Origin of the sequence: Mycobacterium adipatum (assembly GCF_001644575.1) — a bacterium.
Lineage (GTDB): Bacteria > Actinomycetota > Actinomycetes > Mycobacteriales > Mycobacteriaceae > Mycobacterium > Mycobacterium adipatum.
Genome location: NZ_CP015596.1, coordinates 3,167,901 through 3,188,920 on the forward strand (window position 1 = coordinate 3,167,901; position 21,020 = coordinate 3,188,920).

At 68.2% G+C, this 21,020-nt stretch carries 22 protein-coding genes and 2 riboswitches; of the genes, 18 read left to right on the plus strand and 4 right to left on the minus strand.

The window, feature by feature from the left end; translation table 11 throughout:
• Positions 1 to 54: 54 nt before the first annotated feature.
• Positions 55 to 1,275 carry an MFS transporter gene (locus tag A7U43_RS15050; protein WP_067996687.1) on the plus strand — a complete coding sequence of 407 codons (1,221 nt, stop codon included), beginning with the start codon at positions 55 to 57 and terminating at the stop codon, positions 1,273 to 1,275.
• Here the strand turns inward: A7U43_RS15050 and A7U43_RS15055 are convergent.
• Entirely contained in the window at positions 1,244 to 1,567 is a 324-nt protein-coding gene (locus A7U43_RS15055) for a DMT family transporter (protein WP_067996690.1), read from the minus strand. The two genes, A7U43_RS15050 and A7U43_RS15055, sit on opposite strands and share 32 nt — an antisense overlap.
• The gene (locus A7U43_RS15060; RefSeq protein ID WP_067996694.1) at positions 1,567 to 1,908 is read right to left on the minus strand and encodes a DMT family transporter; all 342 of its coding nucleotides are present in this window, start codon (positions 1,906 to 1,908) and stop codon (positions 1,567 to 1,569) included. Before A7U43_RS15060 ends, A7U43_RS15055 begins: the two co-directional genes overlap by 1 nt.
• 136 nt (positions 1,909 to 2,044) lie before the next feature.
• Here A7U43_RS15060 and A7U43_RS15065 point away from each other — a divergent pair, with 136 nt between their 5' ends.
• The 4 genes from A7U43_RS15065 to A7U43_RS15080 all read left to right on the plus strand — a co-directional run bounded on the left by A7U43_RS15065 (position 2,045) and on the right by A7U43_RS15080 (position 6,925).
• A complete protein-coding gene (locus tag A7U43_RS15065) occupies positions 2,045 to 3,571 on the plus strand; it encodes a carboxylesterase/lipase family protein (protein ID WP_231963322.1) in 1,527 nt (508 codons plus the stop codon).
• Positions 3,572 to 3,631: 60 nt separating this feature from the next.
• On the plus strand, positions 3,632 to 4,552 hold the full coding sequence (locus A7U43_RS15070; RefSeq protein WP_067996697.1) for a sterol desaturase family protein: 921 nt from the start codon (positions 3,632 to 3,634) through the stop codon (positions 4,550 to 4,552).
• A gap of 39 nt (positions 4,553 to 4,591) precedes the next feature.
• Entirely contained in the window at positions 4,592 to 5,998 is a 1,407-nt protein-coding gene (locus A7U43_RS15075) for an NAD(P)/FAD-dependent oxidoreductase (protein WP_067996700.1), read from the plus strand.
• A 180-nt stretch (positions 5,999 to 6,178) separates the two neighbouring features.
• Positions 6,179 to 6,925 carry an Rv1815 family serine proteinase gene (locus A7U43_RS15080; RefSeq protein WP_067996703.1) on the plus strand — a complete coding sequence of 249 codons (747 nt, stop codon included), beginning with the start codon at positions 6,179 to 6,181 and terminating at the stop codon, positions 6,923 to 6,925.
• Here the strand turns inward: A7U43_RS15080 and A7U43_RS15085 are convergent.
• Positions 6,838 to 7,278 (minus strand): nitroreductase/quinone reductase family protein, encoded by a 441-nt coding sequence (locus A7U43_RS15085; protein WP_067996705.1) that lies wholly within the window; start codon positions 7,276 to 7,278, stop codon positions 6,838 to 6,840. The two genes, A7U43_RS15080 and A7U43_RS15085, sit on opposite strands and share 88 nt — an antisense overlap.
• A gap of 101 nt (positions 7,279 to 7,379) precedes the next feature.
• Here A7U43_RS15085 and A7U43_RS15090 point away from each other — a divergent pair, with 101 nt between their 5' ends.
• The 3 genes from A7U43_RS15090 to A7U43_RS15100 are packed head-to-tail and all read left to right on the plus strand — an operon-like array spanning position 7,380 to position 10,143.
• Positions 7,380 to 8,096, plus strand: coding sequence for a TetR/AcrR family transcriptional regulator (locus tag A7U43_RS15090; protein WP_067996711.1), 717 nt, complete (start codon positions 7,380 to 7,382; stop codon positions 8,094 to 8,096).
• Positions 8,097 to 8,141: 45 nt separating this feature from the next.
• A complete protein-coding gene (locus A7U43_RS15095; protein WP_067996712.1) occupies positions 8,142 to 8,636 on the plus strand; it encodes a VOC family protein in 495 nt (164 codons plus the stop codon).
• A gap of 22 nt (positions 8,637 to 8,658) precedes the next feature.
• A complete protein-coding gene (locus A7U43_RS15100) occupies positions 8,659 to 10,143 on the plus strand; it encodes an FAD-binding protein (protein WP_067996716.1) in 1,485 nt (494 codons plus the stop codon).
• Between the two features lie 27 nt (positions 10,144 to 10,170).
• On the opposite strand, the gene A7U43_RS15105 is transcribed toward A7U43_RS15100, so the two are convergent.
• A complete protein-coding gene (locus A7U43_RS15105; protein ID WP_067996718.1) occupies positions 10,171 to 12,114 on the minus strand; it encodes an ABC transporter ATP-binding protein/permease in 1,944 nt (647 codons plus the stop codon).
• Positions 12,115 to 12,307: 193 nt separating this feature from the next.
• On the opposite strand from A7U43_RS15105, the gene secA2 reads away from it, so the two are divergent.
• The 10 genes from secA2 to A7U43_RS15155 all read left to right on the plus strand — a co-directional run bounded on the left by secA2 (position 12,308) and on the right by A7U43_RS15155 (position 20,553).
• On the plus strand, positions 12,308 to 14,578 hold the full coding sequence (secA2, locus tag A7U43_RS15110) for an accessory Sec system translocase SecA2 (RefSeq protein ID WP_231963689.1): 2,271 nt from the start codon (positions 12,308 to 12,310) through the stop codon (positions 14,576 to 14,578).
• Positions 14,579 to 14,642: 64 nt separating this feature from the next.
• A complete protein-coding gene (locus A7U43_RS15115) occupies positions 14,643 to 15,263 on the plus strand; it encodes a CDP-alcohol phosphatidyltransferase family protein (RefSeq protein WP_156525930.1) in 621 nt (206 codons plus the stop codon).
• Positions 15,256 to 16,164 (plus strand): DUF881 domain-containing protein, encoded by a 909-nt coding sequence (locus A7U43_RS15120; RefSeq protein WP_067996727.1) that lies wholly within the window; start codon positions 15,256 to 15,258, stop codon positions 16,162 to 16,164. The genes A7U43_RS15115 and A7U43_RS15120 overlap by 8 nt, the downstream gene beginning before the upstream one ends.
• Before the next feature lie 38 nt (positions 16,165 to 16,202).
• A complete protein-coding gene (locus A7U43_RS15125) occupies positions 16,203 to 16,535 on the plus strand; it encodes a small basic family protein (RefSeq protein ID WP_067996730.1) in 333 nt (110 codons plus the stop codon).
• Between the two features lie 3 nt (positions 16,536 to 16,538).
• The gene (locus A7U43_RS15130; protein WP_067996732.1) at positions 16,539 to 17,315 is read left to right on the plus strand and encodes a DUF881 domain-containing protein; all 777 of its coding nucleotides are present in this window, start codon (positions 16,539 to 16,541) and stop codon (positions 17,313 to 17,315) included.
• Between the two features lie 31 nt (positions 17,316 to 17,346).
• Positions 17,347 to 17,742, plus strand: coding sequence for a glycine cleavage system protein GcvH (gene gcvH, locus A7U43_RS15135; RefSeq protein WP_067996736.1), 396 nt, complete (start codon positions 17,347 to 17,349; stop codon positions 17,740 to 17,742).
• Positions 17,743 to 17,942: 200 nt separating this feature from the next.
• Positions 17,943 to 18,407 (plus strand): glycogen accumulation regulator GarA, encoded by a 465-nt coding sequence (gene garA, locus A7U43_RS15140; RefSeq protein WP_057166076.1) that lies wholly within the window; start codon positions 17,943 to 17,945, stop codon positions 18,405 to 18,407.
• A gap of 26 nt (positions 18,408 to 18,433) precedes the next feature.
• Positions 18,434 to 19,177, plus strand: coding sequence for a transcriptional regulator FtsR (ftsR, locus tag A7U43_RS15145; RefSeq protein WP_067996738.1), 744 nt, complete (start codon positions 18,434 to 18,436; stop codon positions 19,175 to 19,177).
• Between the two features lie 45 nt (positions 19,178 to 19,222).
• Positions 19,223 to 19,717 carry a bifunctional nuclease family protein gene (locus tag A7U43_RS15150; protein ID WP_067996741.1) on the plus strand — a complete coding sequence of 165 codons (495 nt, stop codon included), beginning with the start codon at positions 19,223 to 19,225 and terminating at the stop codon, positions 19,715 to 19,717.
• Between the two features lie 212 nt (positions 19,718 to 19,929).
• Positions 19,930 to 20,553, plus strand: coding sequence for a MerR family transcriptional regulator (locus A7U43_RS15155; protein WP_067996744.1), 624 nt, complete (start codon positions 19,930 to 19,932; stop codon positions 20,551 to 20,553).
• 246 nt (positions 20,554 to 20,799) lie between these two features.
• Positions 20,800 to 20,898: riboswitch (glycine riboswitch) on the plus strand.
• A riboswitch (glycine riboswitch) is annotated at positions 20,899 to 20,989 on the plus strand.
• The last annotated feature ends 31 nt before the right edge of the window (positions 20,990 to 21,020 follow it).

Genomic DNA, 21,020 nt, shown 5'->3' on the forward strand with positions numbered 1-21,020 from the left:
GCCGGATCCCCAGGCGCATCGCTGTCCACACAACGACCGGTACTGTCGTCGGGCATGGCGTCCGGACGGCTGGTGCCCGTACCGGACCGGCGGGCCAGGATCGCGGTGAGCGCCCTGTTCCTCACCAACGGAGCGGTGTTCGCAAATCTGTTGCCCCGCTTCCCCGAAATCAAGACCGATCTGGCTCTGACCAACGCGGTGTACGGGGCCGTCGTCGCGGCCTTCGCCGCGGGGGCGCTGGTGGCCGGCCTCGCCGCGGGCGTCATCGTGCGGCGGTTCGGCTCCGGGCGTGCCGCGGTGGTCTCGACCGTGGTCCTGGCCGCGCTCATCCTGGTCGCCGGGCTCGCCGGTAGCCCCGTGCTACTGGCCGGCGCGCTCTTCCTCGGAGGTGCCTGCGACGCGGTTACCGATGTCGCCCAGAACGCGCACGGCCTGCGGGTCCAGCAGCGCTACGGAAGGTCCATCATCAACGGACTGCACGCGGTGTGGGCGGCCGGGGCGATTCTCGGTGGCCTGATGGGAGCGGGTGCCATCGCACTGGGCATCGACCGCGGCGCGCATCTGTCGATCTCGGCGGCGCTGTTCTCGGCGGTGGCGCTGACCGCGTACCCGTTCCTGTTGCCGGGCCCGGACGGTGCCGAGCGCGGCCCGCACCGGCGCGGCGCCGGTCGCCGCGCCGGTGCGATGGTCTACGCGGTGCTGGCGGCGCTGGTCGCGATGGCCATCGCGGGCGCGGTGATCGAGGATGCCGGCAGCACCTGGGCCACGCTGTACATGCGCGACGACGTCGGGGCACCGGGCGCGGTCGCGGTGCTCGGCTACGTGGCCCTGATGGGGGCCATGTTCATCGGGCGATTGACCGGCGATCGTCTGGTCGACCGATTCGGGGAGCGCACGGTGACCTTCACCGGCGGGCTGGTGATCGCCGTCGGAATGGGTGTGGCGCTGGCATTTCCGAGTGTGCCGGGGACCGTCGCCGGCTTCGCGGCGGTGGGGCTGGGCGTGGCCACGCTGGTGCCGGCGGCCATGCACGGGGCGGATCAACTGCCCGGACTACGAGCGGGGACGGGGCTGACTGCGGTGGCCTGGCTGATGCGCGTCGGTTTCGTGGCCTCGCCACCGGTGGTCGGTCTGCTCGCCGATGCCGCCGGGCTGCGGGCCGGGCTGCTGCTGGTGCCGGCCGCGGGGCTGTTGGTCGCGGTGCTCGCCTGTATACCTGGGGTGCTGGGCGGGTCGGGGGCCGCTAGTGGGACAGGCCGCCGACCTCGATGGTGAGCACTCCGGCGATGATGAGGGCGATACCGGCCATCATCCGCCAGGTCAACGGGTCGCGAAAGAGTACCCGCGCGGCGACCGCCACCAGCGCGACCCCGCACGCGGTCCAGATGCCGTAGGCGACACCGACCGGCATGCCCAGTGACAGCGACACCCACAGCAGGTAGAAGGACACCAGATACCCGGCGGCCACGGGCGCGATCCATGCCCTGCGGCGGAACCCGTCGGAGGCGCGCAGGGACAGCGTCGCGAGTACCTCCATGCCGATCGCTCCGATGAGCGCGAGCCACATCATCCGGTCGCCGCCGCGGTCCGATCGTGCGAGCCGAATTCGACCAGCAGCACCCCGGCGATGATCAGGGTGATACCGGCCGCCAGCGGCCAGGTGAATGCCTCACCGAAGATCACCGACGCGGCCACCGCGGTGGCCGCGGTGCCGATCGCGCCCCAGATGCCGTAGGCCACGCCGACCGGCATACCGGCCCGCAGCACGGCCGCCATCAGGACGAACGAGGCGACGTACCCGATCACCACCACGATCAGCCATGCGGAGTGGTCTTGGGACGCGCGCAGGGACAGGGTGCCGGTGACTTCGGTGGCGATGGCCGCACCGAGGAGCACCCACTTGCGCATCGCGCCACCCTATCCGCGACCACCGGGTCGCGGCCCGTCGGGGCCGGCTGAACAGCGCGAACAACGGGTGACCGGACACACCTGGCCGGTTCTGGAACGCATGCGTACCGTGGAACGACGGAAGGCAGGAAAGAACATGACCGATGCACTCATCGTCGACACCACCAATGGGCCTGTCCGCGGGATCGGCGACGGCACCGTCTCGGCATGGCTGGGCATCCGCTACGCCGCGCCGCCGAGCGGTGACCTGCGCTGGCGCGCGCCGCAACCGCCGCAGCCCTGGACCGAACCGGCCGATGCCGGTGCGGTCGGCCCGGTCTGCCCGCAGCCGACCGATCCCCGGATTCCGCTCGATCTCGGTGCTCCGCAGGGCGAGGACTGCCTGACCCTGAACGTCTGGGTGCCCGCCGGCGGCGCCGCCGTCAAGCCGGTCCTGGTGTGGGTGCATGGCGGCGCCTACGTGCTGGGGTCCGCCGCCCAGCCGCTCTATCACGGACGGGAACTGGCCATCGGCGATGACGTCGTGGTGGTGACGGTCAACTACCGCCTCGGGGCGTTCGGCTTCCTCGATCTGTCCTCGTATGGCGACGGCTTCGCCACCAACAACGGCCTGCGCGATGTGCTTTTCGCGCTGCAGTGGGTGCGGGACAACATCGGCGCGTTCGGTGGCGACCCGCACCGGGTGACCCTGTTCGGCGAATCGGCCGGCGGCGGTATCGTCACCACCTTGCTGGCCAGCCCGGCGGCCGCCGGGCTGTTCCATCGCGCCATCGCGCAGAGTTCACCGGTGACCTCGGTGTACGACCAGAGCCGGGGCGAGCGGATCGCGCACGACTTTCTCACCGAACTCGGCATGTCGGACCGGGATGCCGCTCAGCTGCCGAACGTGCCGGTGCCGGCGCTGGTGGCGGCGACCAAGCAGCTGTTCAACGACGTCCCGAAACGGGCGCCCGGGACGCTGGCGTTCGTCCCGATCGTGGACGGGGACCTGGTGCCCGACTACCCGGTGCAGCTGGCACGGGCCGGTCGCACGCTGCCGGTACCGCTGATCATCGGGACCAATGAGCATGAGGCCGCGTTGTTCCGGTGGATGCGTTCGCCGCTGCTCCCGATCACCCCGCAGGCGATCACGGACATGTTCACCGCGATCGCCGCCGAGCAGCCCGGCCTGCAGATCCCGAGTCAGACCGAGATCGGGGCCGTCTACCGCGGTCGCGGGAAGAAGCCGGGTATGGGTGTGGCCCGCGACGTCGGTTTCCGGATGCCATCGATCTGGTTCGCCGACGGGCACAACGAGGTCGCGCCGGTGTACATGTACCGGTTCGACTGGGCCACCCCGATGCTGCGGGCGCTGCGCCTCGGCGGTGCGCATGCCACCGAACTGCCGTATGTCTGGGGCAATCTGGTCGCCGGGCCGAAGGATCCGACGTTCAAGCTGGGCGGCCTGGCGACCGGTAAGGAGGTGTCGCGCCGCATGCGGGCCCGTTGGTGCAGCTTCGCCGCCGGTGCCGAGCCCGACGCGGCCCCGACGGACGTGCGCTGGCGCCCATACCGTGACGACGACCGGGCAACCCTGCTGATCGGCGCACACGACACGGTTGCCGTCGATCCCGACCGCCTGCAGCGCGCGACGTGGGGCACCGAGGTGCTGAGCTTCCGATGACCGGTATCGGTGTCCGCGGGTCGGCATGCGACGCCGGCGTCGGGGTTTAAGCTCACCGCCATGGATGCGCTGCTGAGGGTGCTGGACGCGCTGCCGCCGCAGATGCGTGACCCGGTGCTGTTCGCGATCCCGTTCTTCCTGCTGATGCTGGTGCTGGAGTGGACCGCGGCGCGCAAGCTGGCGCAGCTGGAGGCCGGTGACCGCACCCCTGCGGGGGCCTATCATCGCCGCGACGCGTGGGCGAGCTTGTCGATGGGCCTGGTCTCGGTGGCCACCACGGCCGGCTGGAAACTGCTGGCGCTGTTGGGTTATGCCGCGATCTACGCATACCTGGCGCCATGGCATCTGCCCGCGGACCGGTGGTACACCTGGGTCATCGCGATCGTCGGGGTCGATCTGCTCTTCTATGCGTATCACCGTGTCGCGCACCGGGTCCGGTTGGTCTGGGCGACACACCAGGCGCACCACTCCAGCCAGTACTTCAACTTCGCCACCGCCCTGCGCCAGAAGTGGAACAACAGCGGCGAGATCCTGATGTGGATTCCGCTGCCACTGCTCGGAGTCCCGCCCTGGATGGTGTTCGCGAGTTTCTCGGTCAACCTGATCTACCAGTTCTGGGTGCACACCGAGCGCATCGACAAGCTGTGGCGGCCCATCGAATTCGTCTTCAACACGCCGTCGCACCATCGGGTGCATCACGGTATGGATCCGGAGTACCTGGACAAGAATTACGGCGGGATTTTCATCCTGTGGGACCGCATTTTCAACACGTACTCCGACGAGCTGTTCCGTCCGCATTACGGGCTGACCAAACAGGTGGACACCTTCAACATCTGGACGCTGCAGACCCATGAGTACGTCGCGATCGGGCGGGATGTCCGCGCGGCGAAACGTTGGCGGGACAAGCTCGGGTACACGTTCGGTCCGCCCGGGTGGGCGCCGCGTGACTCCGAGCGACCGGTGCCCAGCAGTGCGGGCTGAAGACGCTCGCGTCAGCCCCCGAACCCGTAGTCTCGTTCTGTGAAGACCGTTTTCGACGCCCCCGTCGACTCCGCGCTCGTCGAACGTTCCCTTGCCGCAACCGCGTTCGCGCCGATGTGGCTCGATATCGCCCGGCCGGAGCATCCCGCCCTGACCGGGGTGACGAGCTGCGACCTGCTGGTGATCGGTGGCGGCTACACCGGGCTGTGGACGGCGCTGCACGCCGCCGAGCGCAACCCGGGTCAGAAGATCGTGCTCATCGAGGCCAACCGCATCGGCTGGGCGGCATCGGGGCGCAACGGTGGTTTCGTCGACGCCAGCCTGACCCACGGCGCGGAGAACGGGAAGTCGCGCTGGGCAGCGGAGTTCGACACGCTGCAGGCGATGGGCCTGGAGAACCTCGACGGGATGGCCGCCGACATCGCACGGCTCGGCCTGGATGTCGAGTGGCAGCGCACCGGAATGCTGTCGGTGGCCACCGAGGCCCACCAGGTTGCGTGGCTGTCCGAGTCGGCCGCAGCGGGGGAGGGGCGGTACCTGGATGAGGCCCAGGTGCGCGCCGAGCTGGCCTCGCCGACATATCTGGCGGGATTGTTCGAACCCGACACCTGCGCGATCGTGCATCCGGCCAAGTTGGCGATCGAGCTCGCCAGGGCGTGCCGGGAGGCGGGAGTGCAGATTCACGAGCACACCCGGGCGGTGTCGCTGCAGACTTCGGGCGGCGGTCTGCGCGTCGGGACCGAGGCGGCGGTGCTGGACGCCAAACGGGTGATGCTGGCGACCAACGTGTATCCCAGCCTGGTCCGCCGTAACCGGTGGTACACGGTCCCGGTGTATGACTACGTCCTGGCGACCGAGCCACTGACCGATGACCAACTCGACCGCATCGGCTGGCGCAACCGCCAAGGCGTCGGTGACTGCGCCAATCAGTTCCACTATTACCGGCTGACCGAGGACAACCGGGTGGTGTGGGGCGGGTATGACGCCATCTATCACTTCGGCCGGCGCGTCGACGCGGTGTACGAGGATCGGCCTCAGACCTATCGACGGCTCGCCGAGCATTTCTTCATCACCTTCCCCCAACTCGACGACGTCAGGTTCAGTCACCGCTGGGCGGGCGCCATCGACACCAACACCCGCTTCTGTGCGCACTGGGGCACCGCCCATCACGGCCGGGTCGCCTACGTCAACGGCTTCACCGGGCTCGGGGTGGGCGCGACCCGGTTCGCCGCCGATGTCTGCCTCGACCTGCTCGACGGTGTCAGCACCCCGCGCACCGAGCTGGAGATGGTGCGCAAGCGCCCGCTGCCCTTCCCCCCGGAGCCGGTCGCCAGTGCCGGGATACAGGCAACCCGGTGGTCACTGAACCGCGCCGACCATTCGGCGGGGCGGCGCAACGTCTTGCTGAAGACCCTCGATGCGCTGGGGCTGGGTTTCGATTCGTAGCGCCCGTCACACCCCGCTTGTGCGCCCTCGGGGCTTCAGATTGTCGGCCGAAATGGTGCACGTGTGACACGCGACTCGTTATGAGACGTGTGGTGTAACGAGATCTATCCGTTATCCGATTGACCTCACAGCACCCCGGTAGCGTCGATTCCTGTGTGGGGTGGAGGATCGGAGGGCTCGATGCGTGCACGCCTTTTCCTGGGGCTGATGGCGGCTGCGCCGGCCGTGGCGATGGCCCTGGCCGTGGCACCCGCGGCGGTCGCCGAACCGGGAGTCACGGTGTATCCGGGTATGGAGATTCGGCAGGGCAGCACGATGTGCACCCTGGGTTTCGTCGATCCGGAGGCCCGCGCCGCCTTCACCGCCGGCCACTGCCGAGGCGACGGACCCGTCACCGACAAGACCGGCCGGGTCATCGGTGCGATGGCCCTGTTCGACGACAACACCCCCGACGGTGCGACGGTGACCGGCGATCACCTGATCGCCGATTGGGGTGCCATCGCGCTCGCCGATGACGTCCAGATCAACCCGGTGCTGCCCGGTGGCCGCGCGCTGGTGATCGATTCCGCGCACGCGATCAGTCAGCCCGGTCAGCAGGTCTGCCACTTCGGCGTCGTCACCGGCGAGAGCTGCGGCACGGTGGCTGTGGTCAACAACGGCTGGTTCACCATGGGCAACGGGGTGGTCAGCCAGAAGGGCGACTCCGGTGGTCCGGTGTACACCCTGACCCCGGATGGACGGGCGGCGATCGTCGGGCTCTTCAACAGCACGTGGGGCGGGGCCCCGACCGCGGTGACCTGGCAGTCGACCGGTCAGCGCATCCGTGAGGCCGTGGCGACTCAGCCGGCCAACTCGAACACCGGGATCGAAGCCGCGATCACCTTCACCTCGGAATCGGTGGATTCGGGCGTCAATCCGCCTGCGTGACCTTTGACCTCCCAGTACCAGCGATCCAGATAGCGCCGGATCAGCTCCGGCTTGGCCGCGTCGGGGACCTCTCGCACGCGGACCTGGCGCCGGCGCCAGCGCGGTCCCATCTCGACGCTTCCGGCGGCACGGGCGTTGCGCACCCACTGGGTGTTCCCGCGCGGTGAGACGACATAGTCGCGTCCCTCGACGGTGAGCACGTTGACCACCACCGACCGCCACTGGCCCGTGGTCCGGCCCCGCACCCGCAGGGATCGGCTGCCGGCTATCCCGATCCCCAGTTCGGTGAGCTGGCGGATCGCTTCGTTGAAGACCCGGGCGGCCCTGTTCGGCTGGTCATAGCGCGTCGTCACATTGTCTCCTCGCAATTCGAGAGCGGTGCTCTTGAATTCACTCTGACACGCGCGCCGCGGAAATTCAAGAGCAGTGATCTCGTTTCTGGCACACTGGCGCCGTGGGGAAACGGCAGCAGGCGCGCGATCGCATCGAGGCGCAGATCATCGAGGTGGGCCGGCGACATCTGGTCACTGACGGGGCGGCGGGCCTGTCGCTGCGCGCCATCGCCCGCGACATGGGCCTGGTGTCCTCGGCCATCTACCGCTACGTCGCCAGCCGCGACGACCTGCTGACATTGCTGCTCATCGACGCCTACACCGAATTGGCCGACACGGTGGACGCCGCCGCCGATGGCGTCTCGGGGGACTGGGCGGCGCGACTGGCGGCCATGGCGCACGCCGCACGCGGTTGGGCGCTCGGCCAACCGGCGCGGTGGGCGCTGCTCTACGGCAGTCCGGTGCCCGGCTATCGCGCGCCGGCCGACCTGACGGTTGGCCCCGGTACTCGGGTGGTCGGATCGCTGTTCGGAATCGTTGCCGACGGTATCCGCGCCGGCGCCATCCCAGATCTGAAAGGTGTTGCACCACAACAGATCGCGGGTGACATGGATAGGCTCAGGACGGAGTTCGATTTCGCCGGCGGCGACCCGGTGCTGCTGCGGTGCTTCCTGCTGTGGGCCGCGCTGGTGGGCGCGATCAGCCTGGAGGTGTTCGGCCAGTACGGTGCTGACACCCTGACGGAACCGACGGTGGTCTTCGACGGGCAGATCCGGCTGCTGGTGCAGATGCTCGCCTCGCCCGTTGCCGGCCCCTGGCGGGACACGGAGCCAAACTAGAACACGTTCTAGCCATCGTGGCGCGGTGGCGATATCCTCACTGCGATGCCGAATCAGACACCTGTCCAGGTCGCGTGGGTCACCCGTGACCTCGACGCGACCGAGCACATGCTCACTGCCCTGCTCGGCGCCGGGAAGTGGACGCGCATGCCGGGCATCCACTTCGGTCCGGATATGTGCACGCTGCGCGGTGCACCCGCCGATTTCATCGCCGACATCTCGCTGAGTTATGCCGGTGACCTCCAGCTGGAGCTGATCGCCCCGATCAGCGGGGACAGCATCTACACCGAATTTCTGGCCGCCTCCGGTCCCGGGATGCATCACATCTGCACGGCCGCCGCCGACGAGGAGGCCTTCGCCGACGCCGTGCGCGCCGCCGAGGACGCCGGTGCTCCCGTCGTCATGCAGGGGGTGATGCCCGGTGGGATGCGCTTCGCCTATGTCGGTGCCGCCGGCGCCGGGGTGCCCTATATCGAGATCGCCTACATTCCGCCCGATATCCAGGCCGTCTTCGACTACATCAAGAGCGAACAGCAGTGACCGCGCCCATGAGGAGAAACTTGTGACACTCGAACAGCTTCCGGACACCATTGCGGCCGCCGACGTTGCCGACTGGTCCGACGACGTCGACGTCGTGGTGGTCGGTTTCGGCATCGCCGGGGGGTGCGCCGCGGTGGCTGCCGCGGCGGCCGGCGCGCGGGTGCTGGTGCTCGAACGCGCCGCTGCCGCCGGCGGCACCACCTCGATGGCCGGCGGGCACTTCTACCTCGGTGGCGGCACCGCGGTGCAGCAGGCCACCGGCCATGCCGATTCCGCCGAGGAGATGTACAAGTATCTCGTCGCGGTGACCGAAGACGCCGAACTGGACAAGATCCGGGCCTATTGCGACGGCAGTGTCGAGCATTTCGACTGGCTCGAGGCGCTGGGATTCCAGTTCGAGCGCAGCTATTACCCCGGCAAGGTCGTGGTGCCGCCGGGGACCGAAGGACTGTCCTACACCGGCAACGAGAAGGTATGGCCGTTCAACGAGCAGGCCGTGCCTGCGCCGCGCGGACATTCCGTGCCGGTCCCCGGCGAACTCGGGGGCGCGGCCATGGTCATCGACCTGCTGCTCAAACGCGCCGCGGAGCTCGGTGTGCAGATCCGCTACGAGACCGGTGCGACCAACCTCGTCGTGGGTGACGACGGCGCCGTCGTTGGGGTGAACTGGAAACACTTCACCGAAACCGGTGCGGTCAAAGCGAAGTCGGTCGTCATCGCCGCCGGGGGATTCGCGATGAACCCGGACATGGTCGCCAAGTACACCCCAGCGCTTGGCCAAGAACGCAAGACCAAACACCACGGCATGGTGGCCCCCTACATCCTGGGCAACCCGAACGATGACGGGCTGGGAATCCGGCTCGGGGTGTCCGCCGGCGGCGTGGCCAAGAACCTCGACCAGCTGTTCATCACCGCGGCGGCCTACCCGCCGGAGATCCTGCTCACCGGGATCATCGTCAACAAGGACGGGCAGCGCTTCGTCGCCGAGGACTCTTATCATTCGCGCACGTCGGCCTTCGTCCTCGAACAACCGGACCAGGCGGCGTATCTGATCGTCGACGAAGCACACATGCAGATGCCGGAGATGCCGCTGATCAAGTTCATCGACGGCTGGGAGACCGTCGCCGAGATGGAGGCGGCGCTCGGCATACCGACCGGAAAGCTGGCCGCAACGCTGGACCGGTACAACGAGAATGCCGCCCGCGGAATCGATCCCGACTTCCACAAGCAGCCCGACTACATCGCCGCCCAGGACACCGGACCGTGGGCCGCCTTCGATCTCACCCTCGGGGTGGCGATGTACTCCGGGTTCACCATGGGTGGGCTGACGGTGTCGATCGACGGTGAGGTGCTGCGCACGGACGGCACTGCCGTGCCGGGGCTGTACGCCGCCGGTGCGTGCGCCTCCAACATCGCCCGCGACGGTAAGGGCTATGCCAGCGGGGTGCAGCTGGGGGAGGGTTCGTTCTTCGGGCGGCGGGCAGGCGCGCACGCCGCGGCGCGGTAGTTCTCGCCGAATCTGAACTCGATGGCGCTACGGGGCCGGATTCTCGCCATCGAGTTCAGTTTCGGCCGCTATGTCGTCAGCGACCTCACCGAGAACCCACCGACCGCCGCCGAGCAGATGCAGATGACGCTCATGGTGCTGGCCCACCGTGCTGCGGTGGGTCACGCTCACCAGGATGGTGTCCGGAAGTTCCCGGCGCACCAGGTCGTACATGCTGTACTCGAGGCCCTCGTCCAGCGCCGAGGTGGCCTCGTCGAAGAACACCACCCGCGGTTTGGTCAGCAATACCCGGGCGAACGCGATGCGCTGTTGTTCGCCCGGCGAGAGCACCTTGGCCCAATCGGCCACCTCGGCAAGGCGTTTCGCGCACTGCGGCAGCGACACCTTGTCCAGCGCGATCTGCAACTCGGCGTCCGAGAGCACATCGGGCCCCTTCGGGTAGGACACCACGGCGCGTAGGTCACCCAATGGGACGTAGGGCATCTGGGACAGGAACATGGTCTCGTTGCTGCCGTCCGGGCAGCGCAACGTGCCGCTGGTGTACGGCCACAACTGGGCCAGGCTGCGCAACAGGGTGGTCTTGCCGGTGCCGGACCGGCCGGTGATGATCAGCGTGTCACCGGGTTGCATCTGCAGGTTCAGATCGTCGATCAGGATTTCGCCGGCGGGGGTGTGCACATCGATGTCGACGAGCTCGACCGGGCAACTCCCGCACGGCTGGACGGTCAACTCGGGAAGGGCGCGGCCTTCCTCGTTGGCGATCACCAGGCCGTGCAGACGGATGATCGAGGCCCGCCACCCGGCGAACGCGTCGTAGGAATTGCGGAAGAACGACAGTGAGTCGTGGATATTGCCGAACGCCGACGAGGTTTGCGAGACGTCACCGAGCTGGATGTTGCCGCTGAACAGCCTGGGCGCCTGGATGACCCAGGGCAGCGGATTGATGATCTGGCTGATGGTGAGGTTCCAGCCGTAGAACCCGACCGACCGATTGATGAAGCGCTGGTAGTTCGAGACGATCGGTTCGAACCGTTTACGCAGCTGCACCCGCTCGGCGATCTCGCCGCGATAGAACGCCACCGATTCCGACGCGTCGCGCAGACGCACCAGGGCGTAGCGGAACGCGGCGTTGTATTTCTCGTTGTCGAAGCTCAATCGGATGATCGGGCGGCCGATCCAGAACGCGATGATGGTCGCGATGAAGACATAGACGAACGCGATCACGAACATCGCCCGCGGCACGGTCACACCGAACAGGGTCAGATCCCCGGACAGGTTCCACAGAATCATGGCGAACGAGATGACCGACACGATGGCATCGATGGCGCCGAACAACAGGGTGGATCCGCTGGTGTTGTTCGGGGTGTTGGGCAACGGGCCGACATTGGTGGTGAAGATGTCGATATCGGCCTGGATGCGCTGGTCCGGGTTGTCGATGGTGTCGTCGATGAACCGGCTGCGGTAATAGGCCTTCCCGTCCAGCCAGTCGCCGGTCAGCCGGTCGGTCAGCCAGGTACGCCAGGCCAGCATGAAGCGCTGCATCATGAACAGGTCCAACATGACCCGCGCGACGTGGAAGGTCGCCAGCAGGGCGAACATCCACAGCGCCGCCCAGAATCCGTCGACACCGGACTGTCGGATCGCCTCATCACCGCTGGATAGACCCTGCACCGCAACCTGGGCGCCGGTCATCATGTCGTTGCCTTGATAGCTGAACAACACGCTCAGTCGAACACCGGAGATCACCGACAGCAGGATCGCGCCGAGCCACAGCCACACCTTCACCGACTGGCGCCCGGTGAAATACGGGCCGGTGATCCGCCAGAACTGGCGGCCCCAGGTGGTGAACCGTCCGAGCAGGGCGAGCACCACCAGCGTCCCGACGGCCGCCATCGCCCACGCCTTGGCGATCCAGACCAATGAGGTGACGACCTCACTGCCCCAGTCGAGGGACGTGGTGAACATTTCCATGCGGGCAAGGTACCTCTAGAAGCCGCTGACAGGTGGGTGGAGGGTGCAAGCCGCGCACGGTGGGCCCGCACGGCGCCGCTGACACGATGTCGGTGCCGCGTACCGTATGAATGTGGCTGTGAGTTCCAAGACCTCCAAGGCGTCCAAATCCGGTGGATCGAAATCCGGTGGGCTGAGCAACCGGTTCTGGAAGATGCTCGGCGCGAGCACCGACAAGGACCAGGCCCGCTCCATGACCCAGGTGCGGGCCTCGGCCGCGTTCGACGACAAGGCCGCCGGCCTCGACGATGAACAGCTGCGTAAGGCCGCCGGCCTGCTCAACCTCGACGAGCTCGCCGAATCCGGCGATATCCCGCAGTTCCTGGCCATCGTGCGGGAAGCGGCGGAACGGTCGATCTCGTTGCGGCCGTTCGATGTCCAGCTGCTCGGCGCGCTGCGGATGCTGGCCGGCGACGTGGTCGAGATGGCCACCGGTGAGGGTAAGACCCTGGCCGGGGCGATCGCCGCCGCCGGTTACGCCATCGGCGGGCGCAGTGTGCACGTCATCTCCGTCAACGATTACCTGGCCCGCCGCGACGCGGAATGGATGGGCCCACTGCTGGAGGCACTGGGCCTGACCGTCGGCTGGATCACCGCCGACGCGACGCCCGAGCAGCGGCGTGCCGCCTACGCCTGCGATGTCACCTACGGGTCGGTCAACGAGATCGGGTTCGACGTGCTGCGCGATCAGCTGGTGATCTCGGTGGACGACCTGGTCTCGCCCAGCCCGGACGTCGCCCTGATCGACGAGGCCGACTCGGTACTGGTCGACGAGGCGCTGGTGCCGCTGGTCCTGGCCGGCACCTCACACCGCGAGACCCCGCGGCTGGAGATCATCCGGATGGTCGGCGAACTCCGCGAAGGCACCGAGTACGAGACCGACGCCGACCGGCGCAATGTGCAGCTCACCGAGGCCGGCGCGCGCACGCTGGAGGCCGCCCTCGGCGGGATCGACCTGTACTCCGACGAACACGTCGGTTCCACCCTCACCGAAATCAACGTCGCACTGCACGCGCACGTGCTGCTGGAACGCGACGTGCACTACATCGTCCGCGACGGCGCGGTGCACCTGATCAACGCCTCGCGCGGCCGGATCGCCTCGCTGCAGCGCTGGCCCGACGGCTTGCAGGCCGCGGTGGAGGCCAAGGAGGGCCTCGACATCACCGAGACCGGGGAGGTGCTCGACACCATCACCGTGCAGGCGCTCATCAACCGCTACCCGCGGGTGTGTGGGATGACCGGCACCGCGCTGGCCGCCGGTGAACAGCTGCGCCAGTTCTACAAGCTGGGGGTCTCGCCGATCCCGCCGAACAAACCCAATGTCCGCGAGGATGAATCGGACCGCGTGTACATCACGGTGGCCGCCAAGAACGACGCCATCGTCGAACACATCGCCGAGGTGCACGCGACGTCGCAGCCGATCCTGGTCGGCACCCGCGATGTGGCCGAGTCCGAGGAGCTGCACGAACGTCTGGTCAAGGCCGGTATCCCCGCGGTGGTGCTGAACGCGAAGAACGACGCCGAGGAGGCGGCCGTCATCGCCGAGGCCGGCGCTCAGGGCCGGGTGACGGTGTCCACCCAGATGGCCGGCCGCGGTACCGACATCCGGCTGGGTGGCTCCGACGAGTCGGGTCACGACGAGGTGGCAGAGATCGGCGGCCTGCACGTCATCGGCACCGGGCGGCACTACACCGAACGGCTGGACAACCAGTTGCGCGGCCGCGCGGGACGCCAGGGCGACCCGGGCTCCTCGGTGTTCTTCTCCAGCTGGGAGGACGACGTCGTGGTGTCCTTCCTGGAGCCCAACAAGCTGCCCCTGCAGACCGACGAAGACGGCAAGATCACCAGCAACAAGGCGGCGACCTTGCTCGACCATGCCCAGCGGGTGGCCGAGGGCAAGACGCTGGACCTGCACGCCAACACCTGGCGGTACAACCAGCTGACCGCCCAACAGCGCGCCATCCTGGTCGAGCGCCGCAACACCCTGCTGCGCACCTCCACGGCGCGCGAAGAACTCGCCGAACGCTCGCCGAAGCGCTACGAGCAGATCGCGGAAACCGTTTCCGAGGACCGGCTCGACGAGATCTGCCGGCTCATCATGCTCTACCACCTGGATCGCGGCTGGGCCGATCACCTGGCCTACCTGGCCGATATCCGGGAGAGCATCAGCCTGCGGGCCCTGGGCAACCAGAGTCCGCTCGACGAATTCCACCGGATGGCGGTGGACGCCTTCGCGTCCCTGGCGGCCGACGCCATCGAGGCGGCACAGCAGACCTTCGACACCGCGAACATCGTCGGCGGCGAGACCGGACTGGATCTGAGCCGGCTGGCGCGGCCGACCTCGACGTGGACGTACATGATTCACGACGATCCGCTGGCCGACAACGTGATGTCGGCGCTGAGCCTGCCGGGTGTCTTCCGTTAGGTTGGCCGGTATGCAGCCCGGGGGGAGCGCAGCGATGGGGGATCAGCCCGGGGGGAGCGGAGCGATGGGAAATCACCCCGGGGATCGGGTGCTCACCATCCCCAATGCGCTCAGCGTGCTGCGACTGCTGCTGCTACCGGTGTTCGGCTACCTACTCTTCAGTGGGGCGGTGGGCTGGGCGGTCGCCGTGCTGATGTTCAGCGGCTTCTCCGACTGGGCCGACGGCAAGATCGCCCGGCTGGTCGCCGACCAGTCCTCCCGCCTGGGTGAGTTGCTCGACCCCGCCGTCGACCGCATCTACATGCTGGTGATCCCGGTGGCGCTGGCCGTCGCGGGGGTGGTGCCGTTCTGGTTCGTCATGGTGCTGATCGGCCGGGATGTCGCGCTGGCCGCGACGCTGCCGGTGCTGCGCAGCCGCGGACTGACCGCGCTGCCGGTCACCTATCTGGGCAAGGCCGCCACGTTCGCCCTGATGTCGGGGTTGCCGCTGGTGCTACTGGGCCAGTTCGACGCGCTGTGGAGTCGGATCATCCTGGCCTGCGGCTGGGCGTTCCTGATCTGGGGGATGGCCCTCTACCTGTGGTCGGCGGTGCTCTACGTCGCTCAGGTGGTGCTGGTGGTCAGACGCCTGCCCAGGGTCTCCGGGATCGCCACGGCCAACCGGAGGTCCGGCCGGGATGGTTGACGCCCCGAACCCGCTGGGCGGCTACCATCCCGAGGCCGGCCTGAACCATCACGAAGCTGGTGCGCCGCAACGCATCCCGGTTCCCTCGCTGTTGCGTTCGCTGCTCTCCGAGCACCTCGACCCCGGTTACGCCGTAGCCGCCTCGGCGCGCCATGACAGGCCCGCCGGCCGGTGGCGGGCCGGCGGCTGGTCCGTGCTCGCCGGTATGACGGTGGCCGTCGTGTTCGCGGCGGCCGCGTCGCAGGCCCAGTCGGTGGCGCCGGTGAACCGGCAGACCCAACTGGTGCTGGCCGACAGCGTGCGGGCCGGTGAGACCCGCACCGACGCCGTGGAGGCGACCCGCGACGGTCTGGCCGCCGAGGTGGAGACCGAGCGCCGTGGTCGCCTCGCCGGCGGCGAGCAGGGCCGTGCGCTGCTGGCCGCCCTGGACGGGGCGGAGTTCTCGGCCGCCGTCACGCCCGCGATCGGTCCTGGGCTGGAGGTCACCGTCACCGATCCGGGAATGTCCAGGGACCTCACCGACGTGTCCAAACAGCGGGTGGCGGGCAGCCAACAGGCGATCCTGGACCGCGATCTGCAACTGGTGGTCAACTCGTTGTGGGTCGGCGGAGCCGAGGCGATGTCGGTCGGCGGGGTGCGGATCGGGCCCAATGTGACCATCCGGCAGGCCGGCGGCGGCATTCTGGTCGACAACCGTCCGATCACCAGCCCGTACGCCATCGTCGCGCTCGGGCCGCCGCATGCGATGCAGGATGTGTTCAACCGCAGTCCCGGTATGCAGCGGCTCACGCTGTTGCAGCAGTCCTACGGTGTCGGGGTTACGGTCAGTACCGGCGAGGCCCTCAGCGTGCCCGGGGGTTCGGTACGAGAGATCCGTTTCGCCAGACAGATGGAACGCTGAGGTATGGGGCTGAGGGTGATCCAGAGGTTGATCCAGACATGATCGGAATCGCCGCGCTCGTCGTCGGCATCGTGCTCGGGCTGGTCTTCCACCCCAGTGTGCCCGAGGCGATCCAGCCCTACCTGCCGATCGCCGTGGTGGCGGCGCTGGACGCGGTGTTCGGCGGCCTGCGCGCTTACCTGGAGCGGATCTTCGACTCGAAGGTCTTCGTCGTCTCGTTCGTCTTCAACGTGCTGGTGGCCGCACTCATCGTCTACGTCGGCGACCAGCTCGGCGTCGGCACCCAGCTGTCCACCGCGATCATCGTGGTGCTCGGCATCCGGATCTTCGGCAATGCGGCCGCGTTGCGGCGCAGGTTGTTCGGAGCGTAGCCGATGGTCGAGCACGTCGAATCCGGACATTCCGAGCACGGCCGCCACGAGCTGCCCGAGGATGGCGCACCGACGGCGCGGCGCACCCGTTCCCAGTGGGTCTTCGGCGCCCTGGGTGTCCTGCTGTGCGTCCTGCTCGGCATCGCGATCGTCACCCAGGTTCGCCAGACCGGCTCGGGTGACTCGCTGGAGACCGCACGACCGGCCGACCTACTGGTCCTGCTGGATTCCCTGCAACAGCGGGAGGCCGCCCTCAACACCGAGGTCGCCGATCTGCAACAGACCCTGAACGCGCTGCAGGCGTCCGGTAGCAGCGACCAGGCGGCCATCGAGAACGCCCAGGCCCGGCTTGCGGCACTGTCCATCCTGATCGGCACGGTGGCGGCTGTCGGGCCGGGTGTGACCATCGGTATCCAGGACAACGCCCGCGGCGTGTCGCCGGAGACGATGCTCGACGTGATCAACGAGTTGCGTGCCGCCGGCGCGGAGGCCATGGAGATCCGCGGTACCGGCGGGCAGCCGGTCCGGGTCGGGGTGGACACCTGGGTGGTCGGCTCGCCCGGTGCGATGGTCGTCGACGGTGAGACCCTCGGCTCGCCGTATTCGGTTCTGGCGATTGGTGATCCCCCCACCCTGGCGGCGGCGATGAACATTCCCGGCGGTGCCATGGACAGCGTCAAGCGGGTCGGCGGCGCGATGACGGTGACCCAATCCGAGGCGGTCGAGGTGACCGCCTTGCGGCAACCGAAACCTCGCCAATACGCTCAGCCCGTCAAGTAGTGCGTTCGAGTACCGCCGCCGAAGGAGCCACGTGAGCGAGATCCCGTCCGATCTGCAGTACACCGCCGAGCACGAATGGGTGCGACGGACCGGCGAGGACACCGTGCGGGTCGGCATCACCGACTACGCGCAGGCCGCTCTCGGTGACGTGGTGTTCGTGCAGCTGCCCGACGTGGGTGCCGCGGTCACTGCCGGCGAGGCGTTCGGCGAGGTGGAATCCACCAAATCGCTGTCGGACCTCTACGCCCCGGTCACCGCGAAAGTCGTTGCCGTCAACGGTGAGCTGGAGGGCAGCCCGGAACTGGTGAACTCCGACCCCTACGGGGCCGGCTGGCTGGTGGAACTGCAGACCGAGGCCGCCGCGCCGGCCGGTCCGCTGCCCGATCTCCTGGACGCGGACGGCTACCGCGGGATTCTCCCCGAGTAGGTGTTGTTAGGGTTTTGCGGATCGGTTGATCAGCGACAGGCGTGAGCACGTCTAGGTGACCGGATCCGGCGGTGGTGGACGCAATGGCCACCCCGGCGCGGTACGGTCGTCGTAAGACGCAGGGAGTCCGAGGGGGCCGCCGAACGGCCCCTGACGGCCGCCGGACGAGCACGCCACAGCAGCCAGTAGAGGAGCAGCGGGTGACGGAGAACAGCAACTTTCAGGCCGACCAGTCCGACGAAGTCACGGTGGAGACGACATCGGTTTTCCGCGCTGATTTCCTGAACGAGCTGGATGCGCCGGCCAGTACCGGTACCGAGAGCTCGGTGTCGGGCGTCGAGGGATTGCCTGCGGGTTCGGCGCTTCTCGTCGTCAAGCGCGGCCCGAACGCCGGTTCGCGCTTCCTGCTCGACCAGGCCACCACGTCCGCCGGCCGGCATCCGGACAGCGACATCTTCCTCGACGACGTCACCGTGAGCCGCCGGCATGCCGAGTTCCGGCTGGAGTCCGGCGAGTTCCAGGTCGTCGACGTCGGCAGCCTCAACGGCACCTACGTCAACCGTGAGCCGGTGGACTCCGCCGTGCTGGCCAATGGCGACGAGGTCCAGATCGGCAAGTTCCGCCTGGTGTTCCTGACCGGGCCGAAGACCGACGACGCAGGCTGACTGCGGAGCGCTCGCGCGAGGACTCGATGACCCAGCCCGAACCGGCACCCGCCGGGATGTCCATCGGAGCGGTTCTGGATCTGCTGCGCCCGGACTTCCCGGATGTCACGATCTCCAAGATCCGGTTCCTGGAGGCAGAGGGGCTGGTCACCCCGCAGCGGTCGGCGGCCGGCTACCGCCGGTTCACCGCCTACGACTGTGCGCGGTTGCGGTTCGTCCTGACCGCGCAGCGCGACCAGTACCTGCCGCTGAAGGTCATCAAGGCCCAGCTCGATGCGCAACCCGATGGCGAACTGCCGCCGCTGGGCTCGGCGTACACCGTCCCGCGGCTGGTGCAGCTCACCGGCGATGCCGGTCCGGACTCCGACCGCGCGGGCGCCGAGGCGGTGGCGCCGGCACAGGTGCGGCTCAGCCGGGAGGATCTGCTGTCCCGTTCGGGCGTGGACGGCCCGCTGCTGGCGGCGCTGGTCACCGCGGGCGTCATCAAGCCCGGCCCGGCCGGGTTCTTCGACGAGCATTCGGTCACCATCGCGCAGTGCGCGCGGGCGCTGGCCGATTACGGTGTCGAACCGCGGCATCTGCGGGCCTTCCGCTCGGCGGCCGACCGGCAGTCCGACCTGATCGCGCAGATCGCGGGTCCGGTGGCCGCGGCGGGCAAGGCCGGGGCCCGCGACCGCGCCGACGACCTGGCCCGCGAGGTTGCGGCGCTGGCGATCACCCTGCACACGTCGTTGATCAAGTCTGCGGTGCGAGACGTTCTGGACCGTTGAGGACTAGACTTTTCTCGACGGCTTCGTAGCGGAGGGCAGGCGCTGATGGGTGAGGTTCGGGTAGTCGGAATTCGCGTGGAACAGCCTCAGAATCAGCCGGTGTTGTTGCTGCGCGAGTCCAACGGCGACCGGTACCTGCCGATCTGGATCGGTCAGGCCGAGGCCGCCGCGATCGCGCAGGAACAGCAGGGTGTCGAGGCGCCGCGCCCGCTCACTCATGACCTGATCCGGGATCTGATCGCTGCGCTGGGTCATTCGCTCAAAGAGGTGCGCATCGTCGATCTGCGCGAGGGCACCTTCTACGCCGACCTGATTTTCGACCGCGATGTCAAGGTCTCGGCGCGTCCCTCGGATTCGGTGGCCATCGCGCTGCGCGTCGGGGTGCCGATCTACGTGGAGGAAGCGGTGCTGGCCGAGGCCGGGTTGCTGATCCCGGACGAGACCGACGACGAAGCCGACGGCCCGGTCCGCGAGGACGAAGTGGAGAAGTTCAAAGAGTTCCTCGACAGCGTGTCACCCGACGATTTCAAGGCGACCTGACGCGGTCGCGCCGGCGTGACGGTCAACATCACGGATGCGTCTCGTGAGTTCGACACGCGGGTCGAGTGTGACCCGCACGGGAAATGGGCAGCCATAATTTTGATCGACGACGAGCAGTAGCAGCAATGTGTTGAGCGTATGCTCGACACATTCAAACTCGGACGTGACGCGGTTGGGTCACGGGCCCGGGGGCGACGGCGAGAGGATGGACTGTGGGCGACACGCCACATCAGGGGGAGTTGGATCTGTCTTCAGCCGGCGGTGCCACACCGCCCATGAGCAGCGCACCCGGCGAACCCGTGCAGGGCGGTCTCTTCCCGGATGATTCCATCCCGGACGAGTTGGTCGGGTACCGCGGGCCCAGCGCCTGCCAGATCGCCGGTATCACCTACCGACAGCTGGACTACTGGGCGCGCACCTCGCTGGTCGTGCCGTCGATCCGCGGTGCCGCGGGGTCGGGCAGTCAGCGGCTGTACTCGTTCAAGGACGTCCTGGTCCTCAAGATCGTCAAACGTCTCCTCGACACCGGAATCTCGCTGCACAACATCCGCGTCGCGGTGGATCACCTGCGCCAGCGCGGTGTGCAGGACCTGGCCAACATCACCTTGTTCTCCGATGGCACCACCGTCTACGAGTGCACCTCCGCCGAAGAGGTCGTTGACCTGCTGCAGGGTGGACAGGGCGTGTTCGGGATCGCCGTGTCGGGCGCCATGCGGGAACTGACCGGCGCGATCGCCGACTTCCCGGGTGAACGTGCCGACGGCGGCGAATCGATCGCCGCGCCGGAGGACGAGCTGGCATCGCGGCGCAAGACCCGCGACCGCAAGATCGGCTGAGACAGGCCGTCGCACGTCGAAGAGGGCCGCCGCGGGCGGCCCTTTTTGTTGCCGTCTTCGGGCTCAGCGCCGCAAGTATCCACGGCTGCACGTGAATTCTTCTCGGTGGCATCGGTTTCCCGGGTGCGGGCGGCCCTGCGCGCGGCATCCACGGGCCTGGGCAACGTGTCCGCGGCGGCGCCGCGACGCCGCGGCACCGATGTGGACGGCGCTGGATCTGGCCGAGCGGTAGAATCGGCTCCGCATCGCCCTTGCGCGGGAGAGTTCCGTGACGGCCAGTCACGGGCGCCGAAGGAGCAACACCTCTCCGTCAACCTCTCAGGCCCCCAGGACCGCGCGCGGCCACGATGCCTCTGGAAAGTGGCGCTGCGTGCGCCCGCCCATGGGGAAAGGCCCGGTGGCCGAATCTCTCAGGCGCCCCGACAGAGGGAGAGGGACGTGGCTGTGTGCGCCCTCGACCAGGGGAG